Origin of the sequence: Flavobacterium aerium, from assembly GCF_030766725.1 — a bacterium.
GTDB lineage: Bacteria > Bacteroidota > Bacteroidia > Flavobacteriales > Flavobacteriaceae > Flavobacterium > Flavobacterium aerium.
Window position 1 is genome coordinate 252,486 of record NZ_JARQWR010000005.1, and the last position, 12,175, is coordinate 264,660.

General features: G+C 32.0%; 15 protein-coding genes. 4 read left to right on the forward strand and 11 right to left on the reverse strand.

The genetic code is table 11. The features are described from left to right. Positions 1–5: 5 nt before the first annotated feature. The 7 genes from miaA to P6733_RS08940 form a co-directional block, all read right to left on the reverse strand. Positions 6–917, reverse strand: coding sequence for a tRNA (adenosine(37)-N6)-dimethylallyltransferase MiaA (gene miaA / locus P6733_RS08910; RefSeq protein ID WP_306352509.1), 912 nt, complete (start codon positions 915–917; stop codon positions 6–8). After that, on the reverse strand, positions 907–1,785 hold the full coding sequence (locus P6733_RS08915; RefSeq protein ID WP_306352510.1) for an ion transporter: 879 nt from the start codon (positions 1,783–1,785) through the stop codon (positions 907–909). The genes miaA and P6733_RS08915 overlap by 11 nt, the downstream gene beginning before the upstream one ends. A gap of 16 nt (positions 1,786–1,801) precedes the next feature. Beyond that, positions 1,802–3,163 (reverse strand): exonuclease domain-containing protein, encoded by a 1,362-nt coding sequence (locus tag P6733_RS08920; RefSeq protein ID WP_306352511.1) that lies wholly within the window; start codon positions 3,161–3,163, stop codon positions 1,802–1,804. Between the two features lie 48 nt (positions 3,164–3,211). Further along, entirely contained in the window at positions 3,212–3,877 is a 666-nt protein-coding gene (locus P6733_RS08925) for a YggS family pyridoxal phosphate-dependent enzyme (protein ID WP_306352512.1), read from the reverse strand. A gap of 80 nt (positions 3,878–3,957) precedes the next feature. After that, positions 3,958–5,178, reverse strand: a complete 1,221-nt coding sequence (locus P6733_RS08930) for a DUF1015 domain-containing protein (RefSeq protein ID WP_306352513.1) — start codon at positions 5,176–5,178, stop codon at positions 3,958–3,960. A 60-nt stretch (positions 5,179–5,238) separates the two neighbouring features. After that, a complete protein-coding gene (locus P6733_RS08935) occupies positions 5,239–6,126 on the reverse strand; it encodes a 3-hydroxyacyl-CoA dehydrogenase family protein (protein ID WP_306352514.1) in 888 nt (295 codons plus the stop codon). A gap of 38 nt (positions 6,127–6,164) precedes the next feature. Beyond that, a complete protein-coding gene (locus tag P6733_RS08940; RefSeq protein ID WP_306352515.1) occupies positions 6,165–7,130 on the reverse strand; it encodes a Gfo/Idh/MocA family protein in 966 nt (321 codons plus the stop codon). A gap of 167 nt (positions 7,131–7,297) precedes the next feature. Between P6733_RS08940 and P6733_RS08945 the strand changes: the two genes are divergently transcribed. Further along, complete coding sequence (locus tag P6733_RS08945; RefSeq protein ID WP_306352571.1) at positions 7,298–7,939, forward strand: protein-L-isoaspartate(D-aspartate) O-methyltransferase; 642 nt, start codon at positions 7,298–7,300, stop codon at positions 7,937–7,939. A 51-nt stretch (positions 7,940–7,990) separates the two neighbouring features. Here P6733_RS08945 and smpB read toward each other — a convergent pair whose 3' ends face one another. The 4 genes from smpB to P6733_RS08965 form a co-directional block, all read right to left on the reverse strand. After that, positions 7,991–8,443, reverse strand: coding sequence for an SsrA-binding protein SmpB (gene smpB / locus P6733_RS08950; RefSeq protein WP_306352516.1), 453 nt, complete (start codon positions 8,441–8,443; stop codon positions 7,991–7,993). Positions 8,444–8,501: 58 nt separating this feature from the next. Continuing rightward, complete coding sequence (locus P6733_RS08955; RefSeq protein ID WP_306352517.1) at positions 8,502–8,987, reverse strand: phosphoglycerate mutase family protein; 486 nt, start codon at positions 8,985–8,987, stop codon at positions 8,502–8,504. 201 nt (positions 8,988–9,188) lie between these two features. Then, positions 9,189–9,590, reverse strand: a complete 402-nt coding sequence (locus tag P6733_RS08960; RefSeq protein WP_306352518.1) for a hypothetical protein — start codon at positions 9,588–9,590, stop codon at positions 9,189–9,191. Beyond that, positions 9,571–10,161 (reverse strand): RNA polymerase sigma factor, encoded by a 591-nt coding sequence (locus P6733_RS08965; RefSeq protein WP_306352519.1) that lies wholly within the window; start codon positions 10,159–10,161, stop codon positions 9,571–9,573. The genes P6733_RS08960 and P6733_RS08965 overlap by 20 nt, the downstream gene beginning before the upstream one ends. 162 nt (positions 10,162–10,323) lie before the next feature. Between P6733_RS08965 and P6733_RS08970 the strand changes: the two genes are divergently transcribed. Genes P6733_RS08970 through P6733_RS08980 form a run of 3 tightly spaced genes read left to right on the forward strand, consistent with a single transcriptional unit; the run spans position 10,324 to position 12,132 of the window. Continuing rightward, on the forward strand, positions 10,324–10,668 hold the full coding sequence (locus P6733_RS08970) for a DUF6249 domain-containing protein (RefSeq protein ID WP_306352520.1): 345 nt from the start codon (positions 10,324–10,326) through the stop codon (positions 10,666–10,668). 33 nt (positions 10,669–10,701) lie between these two features. After that, positions 10,702–11,850 (forward strand): serine hydrolase domain-containing protein, encoded by a 1,149-nt coding sequence (locus tag P6733_RS08975; RefSeq protein ID WP_306352521.1) that lies wholly within the window; start codon positions 10,702–10,704, stop codon positions 11,848–11,850. A 51-nt stretch (positions 11,851–11,901) separates the two neighbouring features. Then, a complete protein-coding gene (locus P6733_RS08980; RefSeq protein ID WP_306352522.1) occupies positions 11,902–12,132 on the forward strand; it encodes a VF530 family protein in 231 nt (76 codons plus the stop codon). Positions 12,133–12,175 lie beyond the last annotated feature (43 nt).

The following is a 12,175-nucleotide window of genomic DNA, read 5'->3' on the forward strand; positions in this document are numbered from 1 at the left end:
GTAATTTATTGTTTTGATTTTGACTTAATGTAAGTCATTATAATTTCTTTTGGCGTTGCGATATCATACCATTGTGTATCTTCATCTCGCTTGAACCAGGTTAATTGTCTTTTTGAAAAACGACGGGTATTCTTTTTAATTTCTTCAATAGCAAATTCCAATGAAATTTCGGTATCAAAATAACTGAATAGTTCCCTGTAACCTACAGTTTGTAATGCATTTAATGCTTTATGTGGATAAAGTGCTTTCGCTTCTTCTAATAAGCCTTGATTAAGCATAATGTCAACACGCTGGTTAATCCTGTTGTAAATAATGGGGCGATCGGCATCCAATCCAATTTTAATAGAGGAAAAATTACGGATGTTTTTCTTTTGATTTAAAAAAGAAGAATAGGGTTTACCAGTGGCAATACATATTTCTAATGCACGCATTAAACGCTGCGGATTTTGTTGAGCTACGATAGCATAATGATCAGGATCTAAAGTTTGAAGTTCAGATTGTAGATATTCTATTCCTTTACTTTCATAGTCACTAATAATTTGAGCTCTTACTTCTGTTGGAACATCTGGAAAATCATCGAAGCCCTTAATTACGGCGTCGACATAAAGGCCAGATCCACCTACCATGACAGCATAATCATGATGTTGAAATAATTCTTCTAATTTGGTGATGGCTTCTCGTTCAAAATCGCCTACAGTATAGTTGTCAAAAATAGATTTATTATGGATGAAATGATGTTTTACAGCATTTAGTTCTTCTGTGGAAGGAACAGCTGTACCAATTGACATTTCTTTAAAAAATTGTCTAGAATCACAAGAAATAATTTCACATTGTAACTGTTGGGCAATGTAAATACTCAATGCGGTTTTGCCAATAGCTGTTGGTCCTACTATTGTGATGAGAAACTTATTTTTCATTATCTAATTTATTTCCGCAATTATAACAAAAGTTGGAACTGTTTGAGTGCCCACTTGAGGTACAATTCGGGCAAGTTTTTATTGGAGTAGGAGTAGGTGCTAGATTTCTATCTTTGTTGGCGCTAAAAGCAAATTCCGCTGATACAATACCCGTGGGAACAGCAATGATTCCATATCCTAATATCATGATAAATGTAGCAATTCCTTGTCCTAATGTGGTGGCTGGAGCAATATCTCCATATCCAACAGTTGTCAGTGTAACAATACACCAGTAAATGCTCTTAGGGATGCTTGTAAAGCCACTTTCTTTACTTTCGACAACATACATTACTGCGCCTAATAATATTGAAACTACAAGGATAAAATAAACAAACACAATAATTTTTGTTCTGCTGGCGATTAAAGCATTTTTTAAAACATTTGCTTGGCCTGAAAAGTGAACTAAATTTAATATTCTAAAAACTCTTAATAATCGAATGGCTCGTATAACCGATAATATTTTTGACCCAGGTATAAAGAAAGAAAGATACATCGGTAATATTGATAGTAAATCGATGATTCCATAAAAGCTGAAAATATAACTTAAAGGCTTTTTGTTTGAGATAATCCTTAATGCATATTCGATAGAGAAAAAAACAGTAATAATCCATTCCGAAACCACAAGAAATGTATGATATTTCGTGTCTAGTCTATCAACAGATTCTAGCATCACAAGTACAACACTGAGTAGAATGACTACTAATAAAATAGCATCAAATAATCTACCAGGAAGTGTGTTCACACCATAGATAACGATATGTATTTTTTGTTTGAGAATTTCAAGTTTTGATTTAAACCGTTTTATTCTTACCTCATGATTTTTTATCATAATAGTGGGGTTAGGATTAAAAATGAATAATTTTAAGATCTTTCTTTTTTCTCAAATAGCTTTGTATAATGTTTTTGATATCACGATTATGTTGCATCGGGATAATAATGTTTCGTAGAATTTCTAAGGTATTAATTTGGTAATTTAAATTGTAAAAGGCATATCCTTTGTAAATCCCATTTTCAATCAATATAGCACTGCGCTCGTCAATAGATCGACCTCTATCAACAATCACCATATTTTGAGATTGAAATTGGTTCTCTTCAATAAATTTTTGCACCCTTACATTATATTCGGCAGGAGTTTCTTTCCCGATACAAGCTCCATTACATTGCTTAATGTCATATTGAAAGCAATTTTTTGAAGTTTCGTATAATCCCGTTAATTTTTGACACAGTTGGTATTGTTCTACAATTTTGAATAAGAAATTTTTCCCTTCCAGAATAGTAGTAAAAGAAGTGATTTCTTTTTTACGACCATCCGTTTTTTGTAAGACAAGATTTAAATATCCGTCCTTATTTTTTTCAACATACAATGCCCATTGAAAAATAGTTTTCCTTTGTGCCCTGTTATAGATGGGTTTGTTCACCTTTATCTCTTCGGATTCCTTTAGAAGTGCAATTAATTCATTCCCAGTGTCATCATAGGATATAGTGAATACCTCAGTCTGAATTTTTTTGCTTTTTCGAGAAGTACCAGTGAAATGTTGATTAATCCTTTTCTTTATATTTTTACTTTTACCAATGTAAATAATAGTTCCGTCTTCTTTGTAAATATAATACACACCCGTAACTGCCGGTACAGATTCCATGAGGTCTTGGAATTTAGGCAATATACCTGTTTTAGCTTCTGTTTTAATTAGACTTTTTACAATCTCTTTCGACAGATCTTTTTCCAATAGCATTTTGAATAATTTCACTGTTGCCATTGCATCACCACTCGCTCTATGGCGATCACTCATAGGAATCCCAAGGGCGCGAACCAATTTACCTAAACTATAAGAAGTTTGTTCTGGAATTAATTTTTTGGATAACTCAACGGTGCAAAGTGTTTCGCAATTAAAATCATAGCCTAAACGTTTGAATTCAGTACTTAATATTCTATAATCAAATTGAGCATTGTGAGCTACAATAACACAGTCTTGTGTGATTTCTATAATTCGTTTGGCTACCTCATAAAATTTTGGAGCGCTTCGTAACATCGCATTATTTATCCCCGTTAGTTTTACAACAAAAGGTTGAATTGGAATCTCAGGATTAACTAGGCTAATGAACTGATCAACAATTTCATGTCCATCAAATTTATATATAGCAATTTCTGTAATACCCTCTTCGTTGTATTTGCCCCCTGTTGTTTCTATGTCAATTATTGCGTACAAATTGTTCTGATATAGTATTGCTAATGTTTAAAAAATGTAAATAATTAATTATCGCGTACCAAAGATACTACTTCCTATTCGAACCATTGTACTACCTGCTTCAATTGCAAGTTGGTAATCCCCACTCATTCCCATTGAAAGGGTAGAAAATGATGTGTTCGTTGCGGTGAAATAGTTCATTTTTGTCGTATCAAAAATTGATTTTAGTTGTGTAAATTCCTTTTTTATTTGGACTTTGTTATCTGTAAAAGTGGCCATTCCCATTAGACCGACAATTCTTATATTGTTCAAGGATTTATACTCCTCAGATTCTAATAAAGTGGTTAATTCATCTTGATCTAAACCAAATTTACTTTCCTCTTCGGCGATATACATCTGTAAAAGACAATCAATAGTGCGATTATTTTTTAACGCTTGTTTGTTTATTTCCTGTAATAATTTTAAACTATCTACACCATGTATTAAACTAACAAATGGGGCCATAAATTTCACTTTATTAGACTGAACATGGCCAATCATGTGCCATTGAATATCTTTTGGCATTTGTGCCTGTTTTTCTGCCATTTCTTGGATTTTGTTTTCTCCAAAAATACGCTGTCCAGCATCATAAGCTTGTTGAATATCCATAACAGGTTTTGTTTTGGATACTGCTACTAAAGTTACCTGTTCTGGTAGGTGAAGTTTAATCTGTTTAATGTTATCTTGAATAGACATCTTTAATTTTATATAAGGTTAAAGAATTTAATGTTGATGAAATAATGCACAACACAAATTAAAAATTGTGATAGATTGAATTATAGTTCATAAACAATCAATCCACTGCGGAATTTGGGTTCAATGTAGGTACTCTTTGGAGGCATAATCAAATTCTCATCAGCAATATTCTTGATTTCCGATATTGTAGAAGGAAATAACATGAATCCAATTTCAAACTCTTCATCATCAACCATTTCCTTAATCGTTAGAATAGATTGTTTTCCTGGGACATATTCAATTCGTTCATCATTGCGTAAATCTTCTATTCCTAATATAGGGAAAAGCAATTTATTATATAAAATTTGAGCATCCAAATGATCCAATATTGTTTCAAAATGACATTTTTCCTGTTTCAATTGTAAACCATAAAATTCGCCATCAAGATACATTGCAAAATCATGTTTCTTTTTAGGATGGTATAATTCTTGACCTTTATTTTCTACAATAAAAAAATCTTTTATAGCTTCAATAAATGATTCTTTGGTATGACCATTCAAGTCTTTAATCAAGCGATTGTACTCGTAAATTTTTACATTACTATCGGCAATTAAGAAACTCATAAAATAATTTTGACTTTCTTTTAGAGAAGTACTGTTTTCTTCAAAAAGCATTTCGGCGGAGGCAGAACGATGATGACCATCAGCAATATATAAATCACCAATCTGTTCAAATTGACTTTGTAATTTTATGATTTCCTCTTCATTATCAATTTTCCATAAATAATGAACATCTTTATTGGTGCTGGAAAATTCATACTCTGGTTGATTTTGAATTTTTTCATCAATCCATTGTTGAATTATAATATTGTCAGGATAGGTCATTAATACAGGTTCTGTATTAAAACCGGCAAACTTCATGTAATCCTTGAATAATTCAACTCTAAATTCTAGAGTATCTTCATGTTTTTTGATTACTTCATTTTTATAATCCTCAATACTAGTACCTACAATGATTCCTGTAAATATTTGTCCTTTGGATACAATTTGATGTAAATAAACTGAAGGTTTTTGATCTTGTATTAAAATGTGTTCATTCTTAAATTCCTGGTATTTTTGATGTACTTGCTTATAGCGTTTTTCAAAAGCAATCTTTTGTTGATTTGTATAAGCAGGATTCAGGATGTGTAAGAAAGACATTGGATTAAAATCCAATTGAGAGGCTAATTCTGCTGCGGTATAATCCTCATAGGACCTTGAAGTTACTAAGCTTACTTTGTCTCGTGTAGGTCTTACTGCTTTGAAAGGGATTATTTTTGCCATTTTTGTAAGTTGAAGTTTCAAAGCGGAAAATATTGATTTCCGCTTTGAAACTTTATAACATTATATAAACTGTTTTGAGATTTGTTCTGCTTTTTTAGAAACAGAATAATCGTAGAAACCTTCACCAGATTTCACACCAAGTTTACCTGCTCTAACCATATTTACTAATAATGGGCATGGAGCATATTTTGGATTTTTGAAACCATCATACATTACATTTAGGATGGCTAAACATACATCAAGACCAATAAAATCAGCTAATTGAAGTGGCCCCATTGGGTGCCCCATTCCTAATTTCATTACAGTATCAATTTCGTAAACTCCAGCAACACCATTGTATAATGTTTCAATAGCTTCATTAATCATTGGCATTAAGATTCTGTTTGCTACAAAACCTGGATAATCATTCACTTCAACAGGTACTTTTCCAAGAGTTACTGATAAATCCATGATTGTTTTAGTAACTTCATCAGAAGTATTGTATCCTCTTATGATTTCTACCAATTTCATGATCGGCACTGGATTCATAAAATGCATTCCAATTACTCTTTCTGGATTTTTAGTTACTGCTGCAATTTGAGTAATAGAGATAGAAGAAGTATTGGTTGCAAGGATTGTATTTTCATCACAAACCTCGTTTAAGGTTTTGAAAATATCTAATTTTAAAATTACATTTTCAGTAGCTGCTTCAACCACTAAGTCTACATTTACAACACCATCTTTAATGTCTGTATACGTAATGATATTACCAATTGTTTTGATTTTATCGGCTTCAGTAATGGTTCCTTTTGCTACCATACGGTCTAAATTACCCGCGATAGTAGCCATTCCTTTATCTAATGATTTTTCTGAAACATCAATAAGTTTTACATTAAAACCACTTTGAGCAAAAGTATGGGCAATACCATTTCCCATTGTTCCCGCTCCGATAACAGCTATATTTTTCATTTATATTATATTAAAAGATTAGTTAAGTCTACTTGTATTTATTTTTTAAAGCAATCAATAATTTGATATGCTACACGTAAAGCTTCTGTTGCCTGTTCAAGTGTTACTACAGGTGTAGTATTGTTGTTTATCGCATCTGCAAAACTTTCTAGCTCATCCAGAATAGCATTGTTTGGCTCAACAGAAGGGTTGTCAAAATAAATTTGTTTTTTAACTCCTTCAGCATTTTGCAAAATCATATCAAAATCTCCAGGAACTTCAGGAGCATCTTTCATTTTTACAACCTCGCATATTTTTTCTAAGAAGTCTACAGAGATGTAAGCATCGCGTTGAAAGAAACGGGATTTACGCATATTCTTTAAGGAAATACGACTAGAGGTTAAGTTAGCCACACAACCGTTTTCAAATTCAATTCGAGCATTGGCAATATCAGGAGTGTCGCTGATTACAGAAACACCACTAGCATTAATACTCTTTACTTTTGAATTTACCACACTAAGGATAGCATCAATGTCATGGATCATTAAATCCAATACTACAGGAACATCTGTACCACGAGGATTAAATTCAGCTAAACGATGCGTTTCAATAAACATTGGATTTTCGATCATATCCTTAGTTGCTTTGAAGGCAGGATTAAAACGTTCCACATGACCTACTTGCCCTTTAACGTTATATTGTTTGGCTAAAGCAATAATTTCTTCTGCTTCGGCTACTGTATTTGAAATTGGTTTTTCCAGAAAAACGTGCTTACCTGCTTTAATCGCCTCTTTAGCACATTCATAGTGAGAAAGGGTAGGAGTGACGATATCTACAACATCTACAGCTTCTATTAATTCAGAAATTGAGCTAAAATTTGTATAACCAAATTCTTGAGCAACTTTTAAGGCATTTTCTTGATTGGGATCGTAAAATCCAACTAAATCGTATTTTTCAGATTGTTTTAGTAAACGTAAATGAATTTTTCCTAGATGACCAGCACCCAATACTCCTACTTTAAGCATAAAAAATAATTTTAAACAAAAATACTATTATTTGAGTATTTACCAATATATTAATGGCAAAATAACGTTGTTTTAAATTGTAAAATATAAAGGTGAAACCTTAACCAAAATGGGTCTTGGATATTAGTTTAGGTTTCTTATTTTTACCAAATCAAATTAAAATTATCTTGAAAGACACTTCAAAACACCAAGGACTTCGCAATCAATTAGCTACTGTTTTAAAAGAAAAGGGAATTACAGATCAAAATGTTCTGGATGCTATCCGAAAAATCCCCCGTCATCTTTTTTTGAACTCTAGCTTTGAAGATTTTGCTTATTTAGATAAGGCATTTCCTATTGGAGCTGGGCAAACTATTTCACAACCTTATACGGTTGCTTTTCAAAGTCAATTATTGGAAATTAAGAAAGACGATAAAGTCCTAGAAATAGGAACTGGGTCAGGATATCAGACCGCTGTACTTTATATGATGGGTGCAAAAGTATTTAGTGTGGAAAGACAAAATGAATTGTTTAAAACGACTTCACTTTTGTTGCCAAAATTAGGGATTCGTCCTAAACATCTTTCATTTGGAGATGGATATAAAGGATTACCAAATCACGCTCCTTTTGATAGTATCATTGTTACTGCGGGTGCTCCAATTATTCCAAAACCGTTGATGAGCCAATTAAAAATCGGAGGTAGATTAGTTATTCCATTAGGAGAAGATCCTCAGATTATGACTCTTTTAATTCGAAAAAATGAAACGCAGTTTGAAAAACATGAATTTGGAGAGTTTCGTTTTGTTCCACTGCTAGAAAATAAAAACTAAGAATACTAAAAAAGCCTAATGATCTTTATTCATTAGGCTTTTTTTATGGTATTAAAATGATTTCTTGATTCGGTCAATATCACGACTTACATCACGTTCTTTGATCGATTCACGCTTATCATAATTTTTCTTTCCTTTACAAAGTGCAATTTCTAATTTTGCTAATCCTTTATCATTAGTAAACAGCTTCAAGGGCACAATAGTAAGACCTTTATTTTGTACACTTTTCAGTAAGCTTTTTAATTCTCTACGGTTTAAGAGTAATTTACGTTCACTTCGGGCTTTATGATTGAACTGATTTCCAAATGTATATTCTTCAACATACATATTAATGGCAAAAAGTTCATTGTTACTGAATTCACAGAAACTTTCCGTAATGGAAGCTTTCCCTAAACGAATAGATTTGATTTCAGTACCCGATAAAACAATACCTGCTGTGAATTTTTCAATTATTTCATAATCGAATCGAGCTCTTTTATTAAGTATGTTAATCTTTTTTATCATAAGGGTGCAAATGTAACAACAAATGGACAAAACAACAACATTTTAGATCGATTCGTTTTTATAGTTGTAGCAATTGGTGAGAAACCGTTTTTCCTTGTATCGTAATAATGTAAAGATTTCCAAATTCAGATTCATCAATGTTTACGTAGTAATCTTCTTTAAGAAATTGATTGATGAGTTTTGGTATTGTATTACTATGTCCCACTACCAATATGTTTTTACCTAAATGTTTTTCAATGACCTGATCTAAAGAAAAATCTTTTGGATTGTAGGTTGAAATTTCTTTTTTGTTAGCATCAGCGGTAGGTTGTATTGTTTGTTGAGTTCTATTGTAAGGAGTGCTGTAGAAACCATCAAAAGGAACACTCTTTAAAATTGTGGCCCAACTTTGAGCCCGTATTTTGCCTGCTTCAGATAAGTTAGTATTGTAGTTTTGATCTGCTTTTTCTGCATGGCGAATAAGATAAATTACAGTTGTTTCATTTTGTTGTGAATGCATGGGAATAAACGATAGCATAACGATTAGTACTAATAATTTTTTCATGGTATTAAAATGGATAAATTTAAACAGTGCTTATAAAAGTGATTTATGAGCCCGTAAGTTATCTTGGGTGCGATTGTATGCTTCTAACTTTGGTTAATTTACCTGCAAATTAAGGATAAATATATCAAAATAGGGGAATAGATATAACTTTTGTTGTATCCATTTCTTGTTTAAACTAGATCAGTTATAGTAGCTATTTTATTATTCAAGTTGTTTTTCAAATTGCTTTTTAAAGAAATAAATTTGTACAAATAGCGCAATGGTTGCAAATACCGTTGTATAAATTGTTATTTCAGAAAATTTAAAAATCGATGATACAATAGGAGCACTAACAAGGTTGAAATCTATACCTGAAAACGAACTATCCGCTAGTGGTTTTGTAGTTGTAAAGAGATAAATAATCAACGCAATAAAACTTCCCAAGATTCCAATAAGAATGGGTTTTGAAATCAAAGGTTTATATACCGTTGCATTATTGGTTTTGAGTGCCAATGCCTGCGACATTACTTTTGAAGTAAAATCAAATGAAGGAGATTCTAATGTAGTGCTCTTCATGATCTGATCGACTAATTTTTCCAGTTGTTTATCCTCGTTCTCTTTCATAATATTCTATTATTTCGGGTCCTAATCGCTCCCTTAAAATGGAAGCTAGTTTTTTTCTAGTTCTAAAAAGTTTGATTTTAATATTATTGGCATTAATATCCACAATCTTTGCAATCTCTCCAAGGGATAAATCATCAAAATAATATAAAACCATCAAAAATGCTTCATCACTGGGGAGTAAATGCAAACAGTCCTGAATTTTTTGATTTCTTTCGTTTTCATCAAGATCATTCAGAAAGTTGTCAGTGGTTTTTCCCTGATGTTCCCTGTAATCATCAATGTAAACAACAGTATTTTCTTTTTTTCCTTTTTTTAAATAATCCAAACAGGTATTATAAGTGACTTTGTAAATCCAAGTAGAGAATTTAGATTCTCCTTTAAATAAATGGAGCGACTTATATGTTTTTATAAAAGCATCTTGCGATATTTCTTCGGCGAGTTCTCTATTTTTAACCATTTTATAAGCCAAGGTAAATACTAAATCCTTGTACCGATTAACCAATACAGGAAACTCATTTGAGTTTCCTGCAATTATTTGATTGATATAATGTTGGTCGTCGATATTATTCATATGGTTGTAAGTCGTGTATCCCGTGTATAGTCTATAGGACGACAAGAAAATGGATTTGGTTACAGGTTGCTAAAATAAAATATTTTATTGATGGATGTAACCAAACTAAAAAGTCTGTCGTCATAGGTTCTGAATACATTAACTAACTTAAACAATAAAGCCATGAATGAAGGTATTTTAGTTCCAATAAGTCTGTTTCTATGCATTTTCGGTATTTTTTATCTTTATGTATCTACGAGAAACAGAGAACGTTTAGCCCTTATCGAAAAAGGAGCTGATGCAACAATTTTTACAAGTAATCGTCAAAGAAGTAGCTTCTTTTACAGGGTTATTCTTTTAAATCTGTCGCTTTTACTAATGGGTATAGGAATAGGGGTTTTTGTAGCCTTGTTATTGACTACCTATACATCATTAGATGCAAATGCAGTGTATCCAGCAATCATTTTCACTATGGCAGGAGCTGCATTGTTTATAGGTTTTAAATTGACTAAAAACCTAGATAAATAATTGATAATCATCAGTCAATCATCAATCAAAAGAATGAAATTTAAACGATTAAGTAAAGAATTAGGGAAATATATATTTCCCTTTTCTGCTGTTAAATATTTGAACCAAAGTGGTCTGTTTTTGGCTTTCTATATGATTTTGAGCAATCCATTAAATGTTGCTCATGCGCAAAATTTAGAATCAAAAATTGATAGTTTACTGCTCAATGTCTTTAAGGATAAAAATGGACCAGGAGGTGCGTTTTTAGTAGCCAAAGAAGGGAAAATAATTTACGAAAAAGCATATGGCAAATCGAACATAGAACTAGAGAGTGATTTGTCACCTGAAAATGTATTTCAACTTGGGTCAATAACAAAGCAATTTACCGCGATCGCTACACTGATGTTGGAAGAACAGGGGAAGTTAAAGGTCACAGATCCTATTTCCAAATACATACCTGATTATCCTGCTGGAGATAAGATCACAATACATCATTTATTGACTCATACTTCGGGGATTAAAGATTTTACTAAAATGAAAGGGCTTCGAGAAATAGCCCAAAAGGATTTGTCTCCAAAAGATATGGTAGATTTTTTTAAAAATGAACCTGTTGATTTTACACCTGGAGAACGATTTGAATACAATAATTCAGGTTATGTAGTCTTGGGTTATATAATAGAGTTAGTTTCTGGGACAACCTACGAAGAATATATTAATAAAAACATTTTCGAAAAGATAGGAATGAGTCATTCGCGATATGCTAGTGATGTCGCAATTGTGAAAAAACGAGCCTATGGTTATCAAAAGAAAGAGTCTGGATATGTCAACAAAACAAGAATTAGTTTTACTGTTCCTTTTTCATCAGGCTCATTAATGTCTACTGTAGGTGATATGCTAAAATGGCAAAATGCTTTAAACCAAAATCTCTTGCTGGAGGCTAAAACGTTAAAAAAGGCATTTACAAAATACAAATTGAATAATGGAGAGGAATTTACTTATGGATATGGATGGCATTTAAAAGAAATTAATGGGATTCCGGTAAGAGAACATGGTGGAAGTGTATTTGGCTTTAAAACAATGGGAGTTTACATTCCAAGTGAAGGTATTTATGTTGTCGGGATGACTAATTGTGATTGCAATTCACCCACACAGGTAACAGAAGATATTGCTTTTATAACGATGAAGAGTTTGAAGAAAACCTAGGAACGATTGGATTTAATTCTTTTTTAGAGAAATAAAGTTTAATTTTGTGCGATGCAAAATACTCAAGCCAATAATCCACTACACGGAGTAACACTTCAACAAATTTTAGAGCATTTGGTTGCCTATTATCAATGGGATACCTTAGGTGAAATTGTAAAGATTCGATGCTTTAATGAAAATCCAAGTATTAAATCCAGTCTTACTTTTCTCCGTAAAACTCCTTGGGCTCGGAAAGAAGTGGAAGAGCTTTATATTAAAACCTTACCTAAAATTTCAAAATAATATCGATATAAAAAAAGCAGAAAAATATTTTTTCTGCTTTTTT